Source organism: Pseudoalteromonas piscicida, assembly GCF_002744175.1.
Lineage (GTDB): Bacteria > Pseudomonadota > Gammaproteobacteria > Enterobacterales > Alteromonadaceae > Pseudoalteromonas > Pseudoalteromonas piscicida_B.
On sequence record NZ_NKHF01000013.1, the window covers coordinates 1 to 21,811 of the forward strand.

Annotated in this window: 15 protein-coding genes; 4 read left to right on the forward strand and 11 right to left on the reverse strand. The window is 42.2% G+C overall.

Going from position 1 to position 21,811, the window contains the following annotated elements:
• Positions 1-734, reverse strand: a 734-nt coding sequence (locus CEX98_RS22750; RefSeq protein WP_143484313.1) for a hypothetical protein, incomplete at its 3' end; no start/stop codon positions are given.
• A gap of 793 nt (positions 735-1,527) precedes the next feature.
• On the opposite strand from CEX98_RS22750, the gene CEX98_RS03120 reads away from it, so the two are divergent.
• A complete protein-coding gene (locus CEX98_RS03120; RefSeq protein ID WP_099640672.1) occupies positions 1,528-4,188 on the forward strand; it encodes a hypothetical protein in 2,661 nt (886 codons plus the stop codon).
• Positions 4,189-4,749: 561 nt separating this feature from the next.
• On the opposite strand, the gene CEX98_RS03125 is transcribed toward CEX98_RS03120, so the two are convergent.
• On the reverse strand, positions 4,750-6,651 hold the full coding sequence (locus CEX98_RS03125; protein WP_099640673.1) for an acyltransferase family protein: 1,902 nt from the start codon (positions 6,649-6,651) through the stop codon (positions 4,750-4,752).
• 368 nt (positions 6,652-7,019) lie between these two features.
• Between CEX98_RS03125 and CEX98_RS03130 the strand changes: the two genes are divergently transcribed.
• Positions 7,020-8,222 (forward strand): iron-containing alcohol dehydrogenase, encoded by a 1,203-nt coding sequence (locus CEX98_RS03130; RefSeq protein ID WP_099640696.1) that lies wholly within the window; start codon positions 7,020-7,022, stop codon positions 8,220-8,222.
• Between the two features lie 59 nt (positions 8,223-8,281).
• Here CEX98_RS03130 and CEX98_RS03135 read toward each other — a convergent pair whose 3' ends face one another.
• Genes CEX98_RS03135 through CEX98_RS03150 form a run of 4 tightly spaced genes read right to left on the reverse strand, consistent with a single transcriptional unit; the run spans position 8,282 to position 13,401 of the window.
• Entirely contained in the window at positions 8,282-8,989 is a 708-nt protein-coding gene (locus CEX98_RS03135; RefSeq protein ID WP_099640674.1) for a cytochrome b/b6 domain-containing protein, read from the reverse strand.
• Positions 8,990-9,000: 11 nt separating this feature from the next.
• The gene (locus CEX98_RS03140) at positions 9,001-9,309 is read right to left on the reverse strand and encodes a DUF3240 family protein (protein ID WP_099640675.1); all 309 of its coding nucleotides are present in this window, start codon (positions 9,307-9,309) and stop codon (positions 9,001-9,003) included.
• Positions 9,302-12,367 carry an efflux RND transporter permease subunit gene (locus CEX98_RS03145; RefSeq protein ID WP_099640676.1) on the reverse strand — a complete coding sequence of 1,022 codons (3,066 nt, stop codon included), beginning with the start codon at positions 12,365-12,367 and terminating at the stop codon, positions 9,302-9,304. Before CEX98_RS03145 ends, CEX98_RS03140 begins: the two co-directional genes overlap by 8 nt.
• Positions 12,368-12,369: 2 nt before the next feature.
• Positions 12,370-13,401 (reverse strand): hypothetical protein, encoded by a 1,032-nt coding sequence (locus CEX98_RS03150; RefSeq protein ID WP_099640677.1) that lies wholly within the window; start codon positions 13,399-13,401, stop codon positions 12,370-12,372.
• Between the two features lie 152 nt (positions 13,402-13,553).
• On the opposite strand from CEX98_RS03150, the gene CEX98_RS03155 reads away from it, so the two are divergent.
• Entirely contained in the window at positions 13,554-14,054 is a 501-nt protein-coding gene (locus CEX98_RS03155) for a helix-turn-helix transcriptional regulator (protein WP_099640678.1), read from the forward strand.
• A 91-nt stretch (positions 14,055-14,145) separates the two neighbouring features.
• Here CEX98_RS03155 and CEX98_RS03160 read toward each other — a convergent pair whose 3' ends face one another.
• Entirely contained in the window at positions 14,146-16,170 is a 2,025-nt protein-coding gene (locus tag CEX98_RS03160; RefSeq protein WP_099640679.1) for a methyl-accepting chemotaxis protein, read from the reverse strand.
• Between the two features lie 198 nt (positions 16,171-16,368).
• Here CEX98_RS03160 and CEX98_RS03165 point away from each other — a divergent pair, with 198 nt between their 5' ends.
• On the forward strand, positions 16,369-16,842 hold the full coding sequence (locus tag CEX98_RS03165) for a HugZ family protein (RefSeq protein ID WP_099640680.1): 474 nt from the start codon (positions 16,369-16,371) through the stop codon (positions 16,840-16,842).
• Between the two features lie 14 nt (positions 16,843-16,856).
• Here the strand turns inward: CEX98_RS03165 and CEX98_RS03170 are convergent, their stop codons facing one another.
• The 4 genes from CEX98_RS03170 to CEX98_RS03185 form a co-directional block, all read right to left on the reverse strand.
• Entirely contained in the window at positions 16,857-17,270 is a 414-nt protein-coding gene (locus tag CEX98_RS03170) for a GNAT family N-acetyltransferase (protein ID WP_242441604.1), read from the reverse strand.
• A gap of 116 nt (positions 17,271-17,386) precedes the next feature.
• Positions 17,387-18,367, reverse strand: a complete 981-nt coding sequence (locus CEX98_RS03175; protein WP_099640681.1) for an AraC family transcriptional regulator — start codon at positions 18,365-18,367, stop codon at positions 17,387-17,389.
• Positions 18,351-19,724: an MATE family efflux transporter gene (locus tag CEX98_RS03180; protein ID WP_099640682.1), complete on the reverse strand. Its 1,374-nt coding sequence runs from the start codon at positions 19,722-19,724 to the stop codon at positions 18,351-18,353. Before CEX98_RS03180 ends, CEX98_RS03175 begins: the two co-directional genes overlap by 17 nt.
• Before the next feature lie 232 nt (positions 19,725-19,956).
• Entirely contained in the window at positions 19,957-21,801 is a 1,845-nt protein-coding gene (locus tag CEX98_RS03185) for a hypothetical protein (protein ID WP_099640683.1), read from the reverse strand.
• Positions 21,802-21,811: the final 10 nt, after the last annotated feature.

Genomic DNA, 21,811 nt, shown 5'->3' on the forward strand with positions numbered 1-21,811 from the left:
TTACTTCCATCTCGATACTGTAGCTGATAATAACTTGCTCCAGGTACCTTCTGCCAAGAAAGAGAAACTTTTGTCGGATTTATGGACACTGACACATAAGACGGAGAGGCTGGCACTGGTAAAGGCTTACTTATCCAGTTTGAGGCACTAGACCAAGATGAACAGCCGTGTTCACTGTTACACGCACGCATTCTGTAGTTACGATTGGAAAGTGTTTCTGTTACGTTATTCCACGTATGAGAACCATTGTAATAACTTCCTCCAGATGTCCCCCAACTCCCATAGCCATCTCGATATTGCAGCTCATAGTAACTAGCACCAGAAACAGTGCCCCATGAAAGATAAGCACTGCTGCCATCGTTATTCATGGAAACTGAGACATAAGAAGGCGTACCTGGAATAGGTAAAGGCGTACTTATCCAGTTTGACGCACTAGACCAAGACGAGCATACATTGTTACTATCACATGCTCGCATTCGATAATTTCGATTTTGTAAAGTACCGGTAAATCCGGTCCAATTATGAGTTCCGCCATAATAAGAACTTCCAGAAGTTCCCCAGCTACCATAACCATCTCGATACTGTAACTGGTAGTAACTGGCTCCAGAAACCGTCCCCCAGTCAAGTGTTACTGTTGTACCACTCATTGATACCGACACATAAGAGGGGGTATTGACCGCCAATGCACTCATACTAAACAACATCGAGGTTAAAAATACAAACTTCTTTAACATAAGTAATCTCTTGCTCCTATCGAATGCCTAAATTGTTAACATTCAATCATGGTTTGGTTTTTGGCAGACCCCATAAACAACCCCACTCTGCAACCAAAGTAATCCAACTGTTGCTTTATTAAAAAGTCGAGAATATATACATTTTAGGTACAAAATTCAACTAAGATAGTATTGCTTCTTGAAATCAGGCGATGCCTATGGATTGAAATCCCTCAGAAAATTAATGGGTTCCGTGTGAGTTCAACTAAAACTTCCTGCTTCAATTCAAATGGGGGATTACAGATTGATACGATTTTCGTTCCTTATTATGATACAATTTTGAGATTGATTATAATTTTAAATAAAACAGAAAGCTCTTTATTCAAATCTTTTAGTCTGGAATCTTTACCATCATGAAAATAGCCTTTTTTCTAAGCGCCCTTTTTGTCAGTCTTAAAGTCTTTGCTTTAAGCTCACCCTATTTAAGAATAAACCAATCTATTATCGAAAAAGGGGGTGGGGTCGATTTATCTTGAGCGCTCCAAGTGGAGTTAAGTCTTATAACCTCTGGGTTATAAAACCAGATGGAGTCAGCACGAATTTCAGAAGAGGCTATACGAGTACTTCATTTCCTCGACGTAATATAAACTTCGTTGGCACACATACTTTCTATGTCGAAGCATGTTCAGTATCTGTTTGTTCTCGATCAAATTCAGTTTCGCTTACAGTCACCAATCCACCACCTCCAGTGCCGAGTCCCAGTCACTTAGCAGGGTTAAATGTCAGTAGGTCGAATATAGGTTATGGGGGTTCAGTGAGAATTAACTGGTCTGCTCCATACAATATGAGCGGGTTTCCCGTATATTACGATGTGTATGTCACTAAGCCAGGTGTAGCTGGTAACCCGCCTGAGAGCTTTTTATGGTTGAATAATACACCTGCGACAAGTGCTACCAGAGAAAACATTTATCGCAGAGGAACAACCCAAATACAGGTGAGAGCATGTAATCAATACAATCAATGTGGCCCAATGAGCACAACTTCATTCACTGTAAGCGGAGACTTACCACAACCAAGTTTCAGTGTGAGTAATCAACAAGTAAAAAGAGGAGAAAGTGTTTACTTATCTTGGTCAAATCACATCTACTACAATGAGCCCGTCATCTATACCGTGTATGATGGCGATGTTCAAATAGCAAGTGGCAGCGATATCCGCTCTCTAAATTATACAATAAACAAACTAGGCTACAGCTATCTATCCATTGCTATGTGCAATAGTTATGGGGAATGTAGTGATCGAGCCAAAACCAGAACTCAAATCGAGGTTATACCCACAATAGAAACATCTGTAGTAAAAGCCTTAAAACTTGATAAATATGAGATTGGTTACGGTGATAGTATAACCGCTTCATGGCAACGCCCCGAAGGCTACACATCTGATGATAAGCTAGTTTACGACATCTATATAACGAAACCCAGCACAATCGCGACAGAACCAGATGAACGTTTTCTTTGGAAAGATAACCTCACTACAAATTATGTTACAAGAGGCCCTATTTTTAGGCGAAATAAAACAAAAATAGAAGTTGTTCCCTGCCTTGTTACTGGCGAGTGCGGTTTACCAATGTCCGTCACATATGACCTATCTGGAAACTCACTGCCACAGCCAATTAAGTTTAAAGCAATAGCTGACAAAGGTTATGTCGGATTTCCAGTCACTTTTGATATTCAAATGCCGAGTAATTTCAGTGAGTCTGTAACAAATCAAATTTGGGTTAAATACCCAAACACAAACCAATATAGTCGCTTTGACCCGAGCACAACGCTTAGCACCAAGGGGATGCACTTTTTCCAACTAGAAGTTTGTACTGTTAACCCCCCAAAAATATGTAATAAAAAGCAAGACACTGAGTTTAAACTGGATGTCACTCCATTGGTTGTTGAAAACCTGCGAGTTGATAAGCCTACGATTGAACTTAATCAATACGTTAATATTTCTTGGCAAAAGCCGGTAGGAATAAGTCCCGAATTTGTTTACGATGTTTATATCACTAAGCCATCAGCAACAGGAAGTAGTGAAACCGAAACACTGCTTTGGCATGACAATACGACTGATATCTCTCTCGATAGAGGGCCTAATTATCGTTTAGGTAAAACTATCGTCGAGGTTGTTCCATGTACTGTTGATCAGAAGTGTGGTGAGAAAACACGAGTAGAATATACAGTGAGCGGTGGCAAATTACCGGATCCAGATACTTTTTCCACAGATAAAAATATCTTCTACCGAGGGCAATGGCCAACATTCTCTTGGCAACTCCCCGAGTTTTATAAAGAGACAACTCGATCCACTTTTTGGGTCAAAAAGCCGTCCTCATCAATGCTGGTGAAATACAATAAAGGAACACCATTGAACGAGGTTGGATCTTATACTTTTTATCTTGAGCTCTGCGATACACTTCCGACACCCACATGCAGTGATAAGTCTAATACTTGGGTTACTGTATCCGTTACAGATAGTGTGGCAGCTATAACAGTAGCAGACTTGCAAGTTGACAAGCCTACGATCAAGTTTGGTGAATCAGTAAATATTTCTTGGCAAAAACCTCAAAAAATTAATGAGTCTTTAACTTACAATGTTTACATTACCAAGCCAAGTGCCATAAGTGGTAAACCCGATGAAACATTCTTGTGGCAACGCAACTTTACTGGTACTCAGTTACAGCGCGGACCCAACTACAGAGTTGGCGGAGCAATTATCGTGGAAGTAGAGCCTTGTTTGCAAAACGGAGGCTGTGGTTCAAAAGTGTCAACAAGCTATCGAATATCCGATTCACAGTTGCCAAAAGTATCATTTATAAACGTTCCAGAGCATTTTATACTAGAACAAAGCATTTTCCTAAACTGGCAGATACACGAACTCTTCAAGGAACATGCCACATATTTATTATATGTGCGTGAACCTGGCAGCAATAACTTAAACTTACTAGGAGAATTTGATTCAACTTTTCAAGTTTTAAGTTCTAAATATGATTTAACTAAGTCGGGAGTATACAAGTTTTATGTAAAAGCCTGTCTTACTGGTAAAAATAAGAATATTTGTAGCGATCTAGCCTCCTCAGAGCTAGTATTATCGGTAAAAAATGAACGCTTTGCCATTACCTTGAAAGATAAGATCATCAGCTGGAAAGCTATTTCAGGCGCACAAAAAATTGAGTTACAACGCGCTAAATGCAGTTCCAAAGCAAACTGCAATCGATTTAGTCAGCAAAAGTGGTCAGAAATCCAAGGAGTTATTGCGAAAGCAACTAGTTATACCATTGACGATGACCTTCATGGTAACTATATATATCGTGGAAGAACGTGCTTTCAGAGAAATAGTTGTACACAATGGAGCTATGCAACTGATATGAAAGAGAAAAAAGTCATATTCATTCATACGGACTTACTTGGTAGCCCTATCACTGAAACCCAATAAGTCAAAACAGCCCAGCCTTCTATATAAGCAGGCTAGGTTTGGTCTGCTTTGATCAGGCCGAACAGTGTAAGAAGGGAATATAATGTGTTGCCGCCTTCCCATAAAATGAGGCTGGCATAGTTGGTCTGTTAATCATAAAGGATGATTTTCGGCGGCAAGGATGCTCACAACCTTCTCAAGCAACGCTTTCTTTCAAATAGGAAGTTGGCTAACGTGCAAGTTGTATTTTTATGCTAACTCAGCTACCTTTTCGTTGCTTTATACAGCACAAAGTGCCACTTTGGTTTTACACTCAGGAGGGCTTCTATGTTTCCTAGTCATAATCTGCACCAGTATTTTTGGTTACTATAAAAACAGATCAATCCAAAATCGTGTCCGAATTTGGGGCCTGCTTTTTGGCAATACCCGTATAGAAGCATTCCTCTCCAATTGGGTAGAAGCCTATTATCTTCTAGCTCCAATATAATACAATTTATTTCGTCGGCGAGAAGAGCACGCCTCCTTCAGCGGTTGGCTTGCTCTTCTACGCGCCCCAATGAATAACGCAATTATTATCTGAAATCAGGGTGCAGTCTTAATTAGCTCATTTTCAATTATAGCTTTTGACATAACATGAATTCCCAGAGCACTCAGATGTCCACCATCCCAAATATAGGGTTCGACTCCATCGTTTAGCCGACACTTATTTTCATCAGAACAGAAGATAGAATATTTATCAAAAACTTCGGCTTTCGGCCTAAGCTTTGCTATCTTGTTGTTGATTCCAAGCACCTCAACATTACGCCCCGACAATAAAGAATAGGAATCTCTCACCTCTCCACTCTTTATAGCCAAATCAACAATATCCTTATCAATCCGAGGCCCAGCGTTAACAACATAAACTGGGATATCACCATAAACGTTCTTGTTGATATCCTCTATCATTGAGCTTAACCCCTTTCCATCACCATATAATGAAGCTAATATAATCCCTTTAATTTTTTCGTTACCTAAGATAAAGGTGTCTCGAAGCTCATTTAAAAGCTTAAAACAGTGCACTCCTCCCTGTTTCTTTGCTTTGTACTCTGTTGGCACACATGAACTTTGATGCAGCATTGAGAAGTTCAAATTAGGATAAGCGATAAACAAAGAGTGAAGAAAGTCTCTACCGTGGCTATCACCAATGACCAAATACCCACCATCCCCAAGTTTATAATTAAGACAATCAGAAATTGATTTGATATTTTGCATATCACCATCTAGAGTACATAAATCAACCTCATTATAAACTTCATTATTGTTACTAAAGGCTCTCATTAAGTTATTTCTGTAATAACTCTCTGCATCAACTCTGTTAACGTATAGACTTTTCAAATCTTTTATATCGAATCTACTCAAAAAGCCATTCTCATTGAAAACCCCAACCCCGAGGATACCAATGAAAATAGTTAACAAAACCGGTTTTAGCTTTAAAAATCCAAAAAACCCTTTAGCATTCCTTACCAGCCTTAAACTTTCTATATACCTACTACTAAGAAAACCAAGTAAGATAGAAATCAATAAACCTAGATATGTAAAATAAGCACTCAAAGAAAAGTAATATATAGCAACAACAATAGGCCAATGCCAAAGATAGATTGAGTATGACCACTTACCAATTGACTGAAACACAGCATTTCCAGTTATGATGCTGTCATTTCTGTTAGCTTGAATAAGCAAAAACGTTCCAAAAACAGGAAGGATAGCCAAATAACCTGGCCATAAATTATCTTGAGAAATAAAGATGTACGACAAAACTATTAATATAAGACCAGTCCATTCGACCACTTTTTTCCTACTCTCAGAAAAGTTCAGTGGATACAGGTAGGCTACGCCGCCAAGCATCATTTCCCAAGCTCTTGTCGGTAAAAGGTAGTAGGCAGGGTTTGGAAACTTATACGTTGCCAATACACATAAAATAAAGCCTAAAGTAGCTCCAATTAGAATCACCATTTTCATCGTTTTTAGAGATATAAACTTTCTCATAGCAACCAATACTAAGGGATAGATTATATAAAACTGCCATTCAACAGATAACGACCAAGTGTGTAAAAGCCATTTTTCGTGTGAGGCTGCATCAAAATACCCAGACTCACGCCAATATGTAATATTAGATACAAATCCGATACTGCTTGCAGCATGTTTCCCTAGCGCTGCGTAATCAATAGGAGGAAGAAAAAACCACCCGAAAACGAGTAAAGCAAAACACAGAGCCCCCAAAGCAGGTATGATTCTATTCGCTCTTGCTATGTAGAATTGTGTAATGGAAAAGTTTCCTTGATCGAGGCCCTTAAAAATGATCCCTGTCATTAGAAAACCAGAAATTACAAAAAAAACATCAACACCAGCGAAACCACCAGGGGCCCAATTAGAGTTAAAGTGAAACAAAACTACGGCGATTACCGCAATCGCTCTTAACCCATTTATATCTTTTCTAAACTGCACTACTCAAAGCCAATATATAAAATAAAAGTGCATATTTTATAATAAATATGACCCGTGGAAAACTAGGAGTATCAAAAAATTGCAACTGTCTTGCGAGCTCAAAAGGTGTAAAAAGCACTTTGAGCCATTAAAAATAAGCTCCACTCACATAATCAACAAGGCAGGATCAATTCCCCCTAAAGTGCAACGTCGAGTCTGCAACTGACTACTAATAGAAATCTCTGGACTCGAGGACCTAACCCGATATTGGCGAAAAGCCAACTTTGCTTCGGTTCAAAAGAGACTAATCGAAATTTTGCTAGCAATACCACACTCAAGCGTCTACATTTTTACTCTATAAAACAGTTAAATAAATGACACCCATGATAATGAACTGGTTTTACCGGATTTACCACTTTGCACTCAAGTGCATCGTTATTTTTATTGGCATTCCAAACCCAAAACTGCATCAAGGCAAACAAGGGTTGTCGGATGCAATTGCAGCACTAGGACTACAAAAAGGGGATCCTGTGCTGGTCGTCACCGACCAAGCACTGTTAAAGCTTAACTTGCATCAAGTAGTGGAAGATGCACTTAAACAAGCAGGCCTAGTAAGCCACTATTACGCAGACATCTTGCCAAATCCAACGGTTGAAAACGTCGAAAATGGTTTAGCCGCGTATCAACAACATCAATGCAAAGGGATTATTTCTCTCGGAGGAGGCTCGGTATTAGACAGTGGTAAGTTAATTGGCGCTCGCGCCGTAAAGCCAAATAAGCGCGTCACTCAGTTAAAGGGATTATTTAAAGTACTAAAGCGCTTGCCTCCTAACATTGCTATTCCCACTACAGCAGGAACCGGGTCTGAGACCACAGTTGCGGCTGTTGTAAATGATCCGGCTCGCAACAGCAAATACGCTGCCACCGACTTCTGCTTGGTGCCACATCATGCCGTCTTGCTGCCCGAACTTACCACGAGTATGCCAGCAAATATCACGGCCACTACCGCCATTGATGCGCTCACTCATGCTATCGAAGCGTTACTGAGCATTAACTGCCTTAAATTCAGCCGAGAACGTGCTTTAAATGCCTGCCGTGCCATTTTTGAGTATTTACCAAAAGCACAACAAGACCCTTTTGATGTCACCGCCAGAGGCCAACTATTACTGGCCTCACACTATGCAGGACAAGCTTTTACTAGAACCTCGGTAGGTTATGTACACGCAATCTCTCACCAATTGAGCGCGCGCTATGGTACACCTCACGGTTTGGCCAATGCGGTGTTATTAATGCCGGTATTAACCTGGTATGGCGACCGAATTAATCAACAACTCGCTCTTATTGCTAGGCATTGCGGGTTAACCTCGCTCGATTATCCTGTAGAGCGACAAGCTGATGATCTTTTAAATCATATACAAGCTTTATTGCACGACTTGCAAATCCAAACTAGGTTAAACGAAGTGTTACCCCATGATGCAGCACACCTTGCTGAGCTGGCCCTTAAAGAAGCGCATCCAGATTATCCCGTTCCGCATTTTATGGATCCCTATGCCTGCCAGCGTATTATCAAGGAGATAGCAACAGCCTCCTAATCAACTCAACTTTAATGACTCCATATACAAGTTAAGTTAAAAAGTGGGCCGAGTCTGGCTCACTCTTTAGGTTTTTTAGGTAAGTATTTTATGCCCGAGATCATCCCCGACACTAAAGCACTTTTCTCTCGCCTCTCAGCAACAATAACACCAGCAACATGTAAAGGAATAAGTATCAATAAACCATAAAAAGCATAAACATGAGCCGTTATGAATGGCTTCCTAAAGGCTCGCATTGCTTTATATTTTTGCACGTTTACGTTTTCTTTGGAATAAGGCCGGATCTGTTGAACTTGTGCTTGGTCAACCGCAATACTCTTAGCAAAATAATTGCCAAATGGCGGGTAATAAATGTCTGTTCCCGCCAAAATTAAGCCACTCGCCGCTTGCACTGACATTAGCAACAGCATAGCTGCTATCATCAGCTTTCCTGCGGGGTTATGGCCTTTATGCACAGTATCTTTATTGCGAAAAAAGTGCATCAATTCCCGGCTAAACCCCTGATAAAATGGCAACATCTTACCAAAGCGTTCATACCCCGAGCCAATCAGCCCAAAGATCAGCCGCACAAACAGATTCAGTGCAAAAACATAACCTACCGTTACATGCAGCGTTTTCAACAAAACTTTGCCATCGCTGGTAATACCCAACGTTTTGCCATTGAGGATAATTAGGCCAATAACTATTAGTAGCAATATCGCAATAACATTAACCCAGTGAAATACCCTAATAGGCGCACTCCACACTTTGATTGCTTCTCTGTTCATACAGACCTCTATTAGTTTAAATGTCCCGCTTCATCAAGCCTAGTGCGCCAATAACGAATACGTGACGGTGCTAATAACTGAGCCAGACTGATCCGTAGAGGATCTAACAGTCCGTCTTCGATGAGAACTTCAAATCTTTCCATACTTTTGTATCCTCTAACCTGCTCTGCGAGATCAAACTCACTGTGCTCCTTGCTATAGCCTTGAATCGACACAATACTAAACCCCGAGATCCCTTCGTAAGCCATAAGGTGATCGGTAACCCTATCTTTTAGTTGCTTAGGCACAATAAAGGTAAACAATGACAATTGTTCAGCCATGTCGCTTCTCCACAAACTGATAAAAAATCGGTAACAAATAAAGCGTTGTTACGGTTGAGGTAAGTAGTCCTCCTATCACCACAATGGCCAATGGTTTTTGTATTTCAGCGCCAGGTCCGGTTGCAAATACTAAGGGTAATAAACCAAACATAGCGGTGGTGGCTGTCATCAATACAGGACGTAGCCGGCGGCTCGCGCCCTCAATTACTCGAGTGCTCAGCGCACTGATCTGAAGCTTACTTTGTTCAAAATAGCTCACCATGACCACACCATTTAACACGGCAACGCCCAACAGGGCGATAAATCCCACCGAAGCCGGAATGGATAAGTATTGCCCTGAGATATACAACGCAAATATCCCGCCCATCAAGGCAAAAGGAATATTACATAAAATCAAAATCGCCAGAGCCATTGACTTGAACGTGCTAAATAAAATGAGAAAAATAAGCAAAAGTGCCAAAGGTATCACCAACAATAAGCTGTGCATCGCACGTTGTTGGTTCTCAAACTCGCCGCCAAAACTCAAGCTATAACCACTTGGAAGCGTCAATTTTTGGTTGATTTTATTGTTAAGTGTTGCAACAAAACTCACCACATCGGTACCTTCAACATTGGTACTAACAGACACAAAACGGCGGCCATTTTCTCGTTCAATCATTAAAGGCTCTTGCTGTATGCTTACTTCTGCAATATCGCTTAACATAAGCATGTTGCCATCTGGCATTAAAACAGGTCTGCGCTTAAGTTCTGCGATAGAGGTGATCTGCGCCTCGGGTGTTCGAGAGGCTGCGAGCATAATGGGCGTGAATTTATTTGCAGCAACGACCTGAGATAATAGCCGCCCTTCTAGTTGTGGCTTTAAGTAGTTTGATAACCCCTGTACCGACATCTGATAGGTAGATGCCACCTCAGGATTGAGCTTTAGTCGGACAAACTGACCACCATCTATTAATGCCATTTGTACATCTTTACTTGTAGGTAATTCCGATACAATTTGAGACACTTGCTCAGCGAGCTGCGTCAGAGTCGAAACTTCCTCGCCAAATATCTTAATCGACACATCCGAAGTACCACCCGTCAGCATCTCCGACACCCGCATCTGGATCGGCTGAGTGAAGTTAATATTCATGCCTGGATAGTCTGCTAACACATCTCGAATAGCTTCAATTAGCTCCGCCTTGGTGTCAAAGCGCCACTGCGAACGTGGCAATAACTCCATAAAGACGTCGGTTTCATTCAAGCTCATCGGATCAAGCCCCAGCTCATCAGATCCAGTTCGCGCAATCACTTGAACCACCTCAGGCACCGCAGCTAAAATCGCTTCTTCTACTTGGCTATCAATTTCTAAAGATGCCTGTAAATTAATCGACGGTGACTTTTCAAGTTGAACGATGATGTCTCCTTCATCAAGCGTTGGCATAAAGCTTTTTCCTAAGCCTAAAAACGCCCCCCCGCTGAATAGTAAAAGTATAACAGCACTCAACGTTAGGGTTTTAGGAAACGCTATAGCTGTTATTAATGAATGTTGATAATAATAACGTAATACTGTTACCAGCTTTGGTTCGGTTACCATACCTGCTTTTAAAAGCAAAGAAGCAAATAAGGGGATCACCGTAAACGCGAAGATCAACGCTGAGATCATCGCAAATACGATGGTCAGCGCAACGGGGCCAAAGAGTTTTCCTTCTAACCCTGTAAGGGTGAGCAATGGCGAGAAAACAATGATAACAATAGCAGTTCCAGATACCGTTGGTATTGCCACTTCTTTACACGCTCGATAGATAATATGTAGCCGCGGCAAGCCTCGCCCTTGAGCCAGTTGGTTGACTGTATTTTCAACTACGACCACCGAAGCATCAACCAGCATCCCTATTGCAATAACGAGTCCGCCCAAACTCATTAAATTGGCCGATATCGAAAAATAATGCATCAGTAAAAAGGTAGCCAAGGCAGATAACGGCAGTGAAATCGACACCACTAGCGCGGCTCGCACATTGCCTAAAAATACTGCCAAGAGAATAATCACTAACAACACCGCCTGAACCAGTGCATTGGTGATGGTTGTAATGGCCGTGTTAATTAGCGTCGATCTATCGTAGAACACATTGATCTGAGTTCCCAAGGGCAGCGAACTCTGTAACTCGGCCAACTTGGCTTTCACTGCACTGACAACCTTATCGGTATTACTGCCTTTTAAAGCAATCACTAACCCTTGCACTGCCTCTTTTCCGTTGTGCGTTACCGCTCCGTAGCGACTTAAATGCCCTTCACGAATGGTCGCAACTTCAGACAACCGATAGAACTGCTCGTTATCGGCCTTAACAATGAGGTTTTCAAGATCCGTTAAACCTTCAAACTTACCCTGTGTTCTTACCACAATGCTATCGTTGCCTTTGTTGATCCTACCCAAGCCACCATTGAGGTTATTACTCGCAACGGCTTGCTCAATATCCTCCATTTGAATACCGAGCTGATGCATTACCGCAATTGCAGGCGTGATCTCAAATGTACTAACATAACCCCCCAGACTGTTGACGTCTGCAACGCCTGCTACCGTGCGTAACGTTGGTCGAATTTGCCAATCAAGTATGGTTCTAAGCTGGCGTAATGAAAGCGTGGGGTTGTCTATGGTAAACATAAACATTTCACTCAACGGTGTACTCATAGGAGCAATGCCGCCGCTCACTGTGCTAGGTAACTCAGGCCAAATCGCCATTAAACGCTCATTCACTTGCTGTCTAGCCCAATAAATATCGGTCCCCTCAGCAAAGTCTATGGTAATGTCTGTAATGGCATATTTAGTAGTGGAGCGCAGAATTTCCTGTGCTGGGATCCCCAATAACTCCGTTTCGATGATCCGCGTAATCTGCGTTTCAATTTCAGTAGTTGTCATTCCGGGGGCTTTGAGTACGATTTTAACCTGAGTTGGTGCGATATCAGGAAAAGCATCAATAGGTAAATCAAACCACGCTTTAGCACCAAATAACACCACCAACAAGGTGGACAACGCGATGAAAACCCGTTGAATAAGCGAAAAGCGAATAACCGCATCTAACATGCTTATTCCCCTAACCCAGAAAAGATACCTTGCGCAATGCTAACCGATGAGCTTAACACGGCCTGTTCAGGAGTGAGGGTGGGAGCGTTTACGATGTAATCTTGCCCTTCTTTGGCGACAATCGACACTTCTGCCAGTTGTAAAGTGTCACCATGCTTAACTACAACATAGTCTTTGTTATCAAGTTCAAATGTCGCCCGTTTTAAAACCCGAAAACCCTGCAGCGCATAAATTGGTGATAGGGTAATGCGTTGTCCCAACTTGATATTGCAATCGCCACTTGGCCGAAGCCAGATCTGTTGACGATAATGACGCACCTTGGCCTCCACCTCTTCCATCTGCAGCTGACAGGCACTCTCTCGGTAATTAAACCCACTTAATAATTGAGCCCGGTCTATTGGTACTGATACTTTAATTAAAATGCTTTTTTCAGGCTGTATCTCGTACACAACACGACCATCGCCATCATCCAGATTAATGAGCCCTGTTTGTGGGGTGACTAACTCGACGCTGCCATCTTCTGCAATGCGCAGTTGCGACTGCACATGGGTTAAATGCTCATAAGCCAGTTTGGATTCTAGATAGCGCTTATTGATCGCCAACCATTCATCATTTTTAAGGGTCTTGGAGTCTGCATATCGCTGGGTATCCGTTAAGTGCTTTTTAGTGGTGAGATAAATATTTTTTGCCACCTCAACTTCTTTGTTAAAGTGGTGAATATCAAGGCCATCAATGCGGCCAACAACTTGCCCGCGCTCAACTCGTTGACCGTTAAACACAGAAAATGAAAGTTGCTGTATCGCGAAGGGAAAGGTGACTTGGTAGGCCGTTTTGGGTTTGACCGTCACAATGCCTATCACAGGCTCCCCCACTATTTGCTCCACCAGCTCAGGCGCTGAATACTGGGTTTTAAACTTGCCTAATTGGGCGAGACTGATTTGACCAGGTTTTGCCCCTGCATAACAAAAAAAACTAAAGCAAAGAGCAGACAAGAGAAGGAAAAAAGCGCTAAAGTAACTAGTGTTAAATTTCATATGACACCATTGTAGTGTAATTACAGCTCCCGATGAGCTAGATAGCTAAGTTCTCCCTAACCATGGATGATGCGGCTTTAAAATACATTGGACAAGTGTGTGTTTAAGCATGGACATGTGTCCTATAAACCAAAGTAACTTATTGATATAAAATGAAAGATAAATTTATCGCCATTCTCCTAGGCATTATCATGGTGCTTAATTTTTTCGATGTTATTACTGATATTTCTTTGGGGGTGCCAACTTGGCATATCATAGAAGAGAGCATGATCGTCGTTGCATCTGCCATTGGCTTTGTTTTTTTGATCATTGAAATAAACCGCAGAAGCAGCCATATTCGCCACTTAAAAAGCGAATTAGAAAAAACCGATACCAAACTGCAAAATATTTCCAATACCATGAAGCAGGCTCGGGCCGAATACAGCGAACTTATCGTGCAACAATTTACTGAGTGGCAACTCACAAAAAGTGAGCAAGAAGTTGCGATGTTACTGCTTAAAGGATTAAGTTTTAGAGAAATAAGCGGTGTTCGAGAGACCAAAGAAAAAACGGTAAGGCAACAAGCATCCAATATTTATGATAAGGCACAAGTTGAGGGTCGCCACGAGTTTTCCGCTTGGTTTTTAGAAGACTTTCTAGATAAGCGCAATTAACCGTAGCGGCTAGTTAACCTTGTATTATGGGAGTAAAGCGCAGCTAGTGAGCACACAGGGCTTATAAACGCAACTAGCGCTGTAGTTTCGGTTATAATTTAAAGCGCTCAACCAGTTTTGCCAAACGGTGAGAAAAGCTACTGAGCGATTCACTACCTTTCGCTAAACTGTGCATCGCTTGGGCATTGTCACTTGCGGTGCTTTGAGCGTCTAGCATTACCTGTTCAATTTGCTGGCAGTCCGTCGCTTGATGATCCGCAGCCTGACTCACCTCCTCACTTAAGTGAGTCACCTGTGCAATCGCTGTCGCAATCTCATCCATCGCTGCTGCCAGCGCCTCACTTTGTTTAACACAAGACTCGACATCGCGCTGACCCGAATTAATTGCTTCTGCGGCACTGTGGGTATCTTGTCGCAATGCCACTATTTTTTGATTAATTTCATTGGTTGAGTCTTGTGTACGTGATGCAAGAGTTCTTACCTCGTCTGCCACCACCGCAAAGCCCCGTCCCTGCTCCCCAGCACGAGCCGCCTCAATCGCAGCATTTAACGCGAGTAAATTAGTTTGCTCGGCAATAGATACAATGGTATCTAAAATACTGCCGATACTTTCACTATGCGAGGTTAGCTTAGCCATGCTATCCACAGCTTCAGACATTCGCGTACTCAAAGATAAAATATGCTGTTTGTTTTCTTGCGTATACTTACTAACTTCGGTTTTATGCTGATTCGCTGTATGGATACTCGCAAGGCTGTCTGACGAGCGCTCAGAGACAGACAACGCACTTGCTGATATGCTCTGTGCCAGTTGGTTAGCATTATCCATTCGGCGCATTTGCTCTGTTGCATTACCAGCTATCTGCTGACTCTCCTTCAATGAGGTTTCAGACAAGCCTTCAAGCTCATGCACCTGCTTGTTGATTGACTCTAGCAGCTCACGTAAGTTGTCTTTCACTTGATTGATATTATCAATCAATTGCCCAAACTCATCATCATTGCGTTTGCGCATCTGCTTTGAAAAGTCACCCGCAGCCAAATGTTTCAACATTTTGTTCACTGCCGCCAATGGTCCAAGCATGGCTCGACTGGTAGAAACGGAGATAAAAGCACCCAATCCAATAAATACAACGACCAGTAAAATAGCCATGTTTTGCGCTCGCTCAATCAAGGTTTCCGCATTATTTTGCGCGCGGTTAAATGCACCATTGGCACTTTGCTGCATTTTCTCAAGCTCGCTCAAAATGGCTTGTGCGTGTTGCTCTGACTGCTTATACAGCACTGCTGCCTGTTGTTGTTGGTGAAGTTTTTCTTTTACAGCCACATACAGAGCGCCCGGTTCCCCAAGCTTTTCTCTCAGCTTAGCCATTTGCTCGCTAAATTGCGCTAACAAGTCATCGGCATCTAACCCGTATGCCTGGCGCTTCAAAAACGTCAGGTTATTCTCAATATTGTCGAGCAAAAACAGCATATCTTGTTGGTGTGGCTCAATTTGCCCAAGCGCTAAGCCACTGATCCGTTGGCTGTTATTCTCAAGCGTAAAGAGCATATCGTCGATCCTAACACCCGTCCCCACCATTTCTTCTAGTTGCCGAGCTTTGTCTGTTTCAATCAGCTCAAGGTCTAGCATGGCATTACTAGCTGCTTCTTTGTGCTGTTGTAGTGCCTGAAATTGGCGCTGGATACGTTGCTGCGCTTGAACTACATTTGCTTTAGCCTGCAGCATTTGTTCAGCAGCTAAGCTAAGCTGATCGGCCAGCGTCAAAGTACGCTTAAGCGGCTGGGCAAATTCAGACATAGTTTGTGTAAGTGACGTTAATTGCTGCTGACGCTCAACATAAAGCGCATGCCCCGTGGCAAACTGCTGGCGCGCCTGCTGGATCTCATTCGCACTTTCTAAGGTGTAGGCTTGAGAAATTAACTTGCTCAGCTTCAACTGCTCAAGCTGCAATGCATCTGCGCTGCGCTGAATAGGTAACGTCACCTGCCCCATATTTTGATTAGCAGATTTAATTTGCGCTAACGCCAAATAGGTCAAAATACACGCAAGTAGCAGCAGCAAGCCTAATGCACTAAAGCCTAAAGTAATTTTTTGTTTTATTGTTAGTTTACTTAGCATAATGTCATTGCTCTAATTTGAGTAACCAAACTATGTTACAAACGGAATAAAAAACCAAGTAAATACTCTAAAATTTATTAACAATCTTACTAAAAAGGTAGCTATAAATCACAGATTTTGCTTAGTTACTTTTTGATTTTATTTTTAGTTTTAGCGATCATAACGAGAAGTAGTTCAACAATTTGCGAGTATGCCAACATGAGAGAAACCGCATTGTCTGAGGCGAGAGCCTTGTGCCAGCGCCACAAAAGTGCTTTTTTATCAACCTTATCAAATAACCAAAAAGATTTTCCGTTTTCTTCCGTCGCTCAATATGTTTTGCTTGACGATAGCCACTTTTACTTTTTTATGAGTGATATAGCACAGCACACCAAAAATTTAGCTAAGCACCCAGCACTTTCATTTATGATTTTAGGGGATGGTGATATTGAAGATGCTGAAAATGCTCGTGTGACTATTTTAGGGCATGCTCACAAGTTATCGAGAGAGGAAAGCCACGCGCAAATAGAGCAGTTTGTCGCAACCCACGAAAAAGCACAGCAATATGCAATGCTCGGTGACTTTCACCTGTGGCGAGTAGATGTTGCTCGAGTTAGGTATGTTGGCGGCTTTGGTCGCGCCTTTTGGATCGAGAAAAAAGAGTGGTACGCGGATAACCTAAGCCCAGATTGAATATTCACTTATAGTTAAACCGCAAAGGCGTACTCGTCGCTGCCCCCCCTCAAACTAGGCTGTGGTTTAACTATCTTATGCATAGTGGCTTGCCAAAAAGCACAGCTACTTTCTACTTTATCTTGCATACTGACTTTCCAACGTCCTTTATACACTGCCCAAATCTGCGCCAAGAACCCTGTTGCGTAGCCTTTCCTCCGTTCGCTGGGGATAATATAAAGGGCGCAGATTTCAAAGTTTCTGCGATTTGAGATACCAATAATGGTAAAACCCACCAGCTTGCCGTCGGCATAAAATAAGTAAGCCATATTCGATGCACTGCATAATTCAAATGAGCCGAATGGTTGATGATACGAGCTCTTAGCAAACAGTTTTGTAAAGATCTGCTCACTATATTTATCTACTCGAATTAGCTCTAGTTCAGCCATAGTATTTCCCTCCCATTCAGTGCTGAACCGATCATGAGGGAAATTTGTGGGTAAATTGTGAAGTTTTTAGATTAGTTAACCTAAAATTGGGATAAGAAGTTAGTTATACCAATTCATCATTCAAACCGCTGGTGTGTATCTCTCAGCGGTTGAACCTGTAACCAAATCTCCAACACAATAAAATGCTCACTCGGTGGTTTTCCATGTTGCTCTTCAAGAACCTCGGGGTAATGCTCCACCAATGGCATATTAGTAGGCTCATAGCCACTGTGTGGTAACCACTGCGCAAAGATATCTAGCTGAAAGCTCAATAAGTTTTTAATGGTGCCACGATAACCAAAGATAGCATAAGTCCCAGGGCTGAGGCGGGTTAGCTTATAAGGCGCTGTTACAGCACTTTTTTGTTTTTCCGTGATGACAATGGCGCCATCGTAGCGGGCCTTATCCATTGGTGTGAATACAGGGTTGTCATGGCCAAAACCAAATTTCGGTACTTGAAGGTAATTGATTCCTTGCTCATCCGCCCAGCTTGCAAGCCGTTGCCAGCAATCATTAATGCCATCAAGTTGGTAACCCTTTGTGGCACGTAAAGTACATAATAATTGTTCAGGAACCTCTATTACCTTCACAGGTTGTATGGTTTCTTTAGACTTAGCTCGTAGCGAATGAATACGCGTTAGTTGTGTCGTGTTCAAGGCTGGTTCAATGTGGCTTGTTGCCACCAACTTTTTCAGTTGTTCGGTTTTGCGTACGCTTGATGGGGTAACGCCAAAATGCTCTTTAAACGCTCGAGAAAAGTTTGCACTACCTGAAAACCCATACCTCAAAGCGATTTCTGTCACACTGTCATGTTCGGCCAACAAAAGTCTGTTTGCCGCCCCCTCCAGCCTCACGCGATTACTATATTGGCTGAGTGACTCGCCTATCACCGCTGTGAAAATACGCTGAAAATGAAACTTAGAAAAGTGACTTAGACCGGCGGCTTGTTGCAGTGATAGTGGCAGCGCAGGATGAGCATGCACCCACTCAAGTACCGGCGTTAATCGTTGTAAATAGACGGCTTCGGAGTTTGAAGTATGTCTAGCTGATGGCGGCAAATTGCACCTCTTCTTGTTGGTTTTTGTACTGTCTATAGTGTCGCCAGCATAACCACAGTGTTATCATTGCGGCGAGAAAATCAGCGCCTACCAAGGCTACAAAAACTCCTGTTAAATCGAAAATAGACGGCATCATAAACATCAAAGGTGTCATCAAAAATATCACTTTCACCCCACTGTAAAAGCAAGCGCGAGCGGCGTCACCCTTAGCTTGATAAAATCCAGAAGCCAGCAACATCACGCCAAGCAACGGCATGCCCCAAAGCGCCGAACGCAGTACTTGCTCACCAATATCCAGCAATGCTTCGGTTTCTGTAAACCAGTGTAACCATAGTTTTGGTAAGCCCATTAACACCAAGGTCAACAATAGAGAAAATCCGGTGATCGCAAAAAAAGCAATGCGGGTACAGGTTTTGACTCTATTGATTTTTCCTGCCGCTAGGTTATAACCCACGATGGTTTGAAAAGCTATCAGCATAGCGATTGCTGGTAGGATAGCAAAGTTAATGATACGGCTTAGCATGCCATGGGCTATTACCCACTCTTTACTTGCAAAGGTTAGCAGCTGCACGTTGACTAACGCAGTTTGCCACCCTAAACAACACTGGGTGACCAAAATGGGCATGCCGATAGCCACTATCGTCAGCCAATCCTGAGGCCGCCAACAAAAACGTACACTGAGCAGCTCAGGAACTTTACGTTTGATGACTACAGCCACTAACAATGCAAAGCTTTGGGCAACAATAGTCGCATAGGCAGCGCCTGCAACTCCTAGGTTTAACGTCGCAATAAATAGGTAATCAAGTGCTATATTCAATAGTGCAGACACCAATAATATCAGCATCATCAACTGCGGTTTTCCCTGCCCTCTAAACATGTCGGCAACGATAGGTAACAACACGCTGGTTACTGCAAATAAGTATAGTGGTTGAAAATAGCGGATCGCTTCATGTAAAAAGGCAGGTTCAACCTCAAGTAATGACAATAATTCAAGTGGATACAACCATCCAAGTACCAAAAATACGATGCTGATCAAACCACCTAGGATGAAACCATGGCCGATCACCTCCGCTGCCTGTTGATCCTTTTTCGCACCGATACACTTTGTCATCGTCGCTGCCATACCAGATGACACCATTGCCGTTATTGCAACTACTAACATTTGTAATGGAAAAACCATGGCAACCGCGCCAAACGCTTGCTCAGAAATATATCGGCTCACAAACCAACCATCAACTAGTGCGTACAGGCCAACTATCAACAGGCCAATACCAATAGGTATACTGGTTTTTACAAACAGAGGGAGTATGGGCATTTCTGACAATTGTGCAGGCCCAATTGGTTTTTTATCTTTCACGTTTATCCTCAGCTACCAAATCTTTACCAATAAGATTACTGATGACTGCGACAGATAAATATTCAAATCTTGCTGAGTTGAAGCGATAGATGAAACTGGTATAAAACTATATTCGTTAATTGCTTGAACGCGTAACTTGAGAAGAACAAAGTGTGTTCGAGCTAGTGTTTACATTAAAAATAAACTAGCTTACACAACAGTCTAGTTTTGTTGTGTAAGCTAGGAGGTAGATTTAAAATGCTTGTTGACCTGTCGCAGGAACAGCACTGCTATCTGGTAGTTTAAACAACTGACCTTGCTCATTTCCGATGACGAGTTTAACTTCACCCTCAGTTTTGGTTCCTTCAGACCACATTACTTTAAAGTTTCCTTTGCCATTATGCACATTCACAACAAAGTTTGCTGTCAACTGTGAGCTTAGTGGCTGTTGGTACATGTCGGCAACTTTTGTCCAGTTTCCTTTTGCACCCGTGGTATTTTCAAACACCATAACCTGCTCCTGCCCAGCGTGACCATCACGAGTGTAGGATGCAGGAGTGACGATAGTTGTTTTACCATTATTGCGATAAATTGTTCCTGAAGTATAAGCATGATCAATGATATCTTTACCGTCTAAGAGAATACGTTCACCATCCCATTGTTGAGTTGCATTAGAGTAGAAGTACCTCGCCAAGTAAATATCTGAGCTATCGATTTGCGAGCTAGGATATGGCCCATATTCGGTGCCCTGAAGGTTTTCGACACTACGACTTGCACCATAGAGAATATCGACTTTACTCGGTGTACCACTAGAGTCTACCTCCATATCTAGCGCTTTTAGATATATTCTTCGGCAAATATAGTTATTAGGCTGTGCCTTTCCTAGTGCCGCATACCAATCATCGCACCAGTTCGTCTCATTTGTCTGCCCAGTAACTGGGTTATGATATTCCCTCACAGCAACCTGATGAAGCTCCTCTGGTTTGGTAAGACCTCGGTTATGTACGCCACTATCTAGTAAATTACTTACAACTTTAGTACCTTGAATATTAAACCAGTCATTCCCATCCTTCGAATACATAAAATATAAATTTGTACGATTATCGACTGCATATAGAGGATTTCCTTTAAAGGTGCTTTGGTCTTTCATATGCACGTTAAACGCCACCCCAATTGTGCCATTTTTTTCGGTACTGATAGAGTAATGCCCTTTTGTATATGTTCCCTTTATGGCAATCAATTTTTTAGGATCTGAAACAATAACACCATTATCAGAAGGTGTGACTGTCGATGCGTAAATTGCGCGCATATATGACGGACTAGCGTTTTGATCTAAATAGGTTAGAGGTAAATATATAGTATGTATTAGGATGAACTTGTCTCCTACCCACCATGCTTGAGGATAAGTAAAACCGCGGTGGTGGTCTTTACACAGATAAAATCCAAATTCATTACCAACTAAATCAGGGTCGCAATCAGAATCTAATCCATAGAGTGGGTACTTTTTACTATAAACCAAAGAAAAAGAGTCTGTATTATAGGGATTGTCACTTTTATATATCAAACCACCCCTTTTCTCATTCCTTCCTGAAATAAATACGTAGATATATCCTTCGTTATCTAGATTGATCACCGCATTATCATGTTGGTCAGTGGTCCCTTTAACATGAATGGTTGTTGGCGGATAAAGCACATCATTCACATGGTCATATTTACCAACCAAATATGCGATTGGTGGTGTGCTCGTTTGCTTATCTGGCTCTTGGCCAATATAACGCGGATAATACTCGGATTCACCATTAACAATAAAGTATGTGAAGTTACCTTGTGTCACTGCCAAAGGGGCATGTTTATTGGATGCTGTCGCAGATGGCCCAGCATACTTATGAAGCGTGTTGTTTTCATATAAAGGGTTTCCCTGAGCCCTCCATAACCCTTTATAGCGCTGAGTTTGATACCAAGTGCTTGTAGCATCGTGGCCTTTATAATAATTATGCTGATCATCCCTTGCATCATTGCTATTGAATGCTGCATGAGCTGATAAGCTTAGTATATTTGCTAAAGCGAAAGCTCCAGCCGCTATCATTCTTTTAATCATTATATTTCCT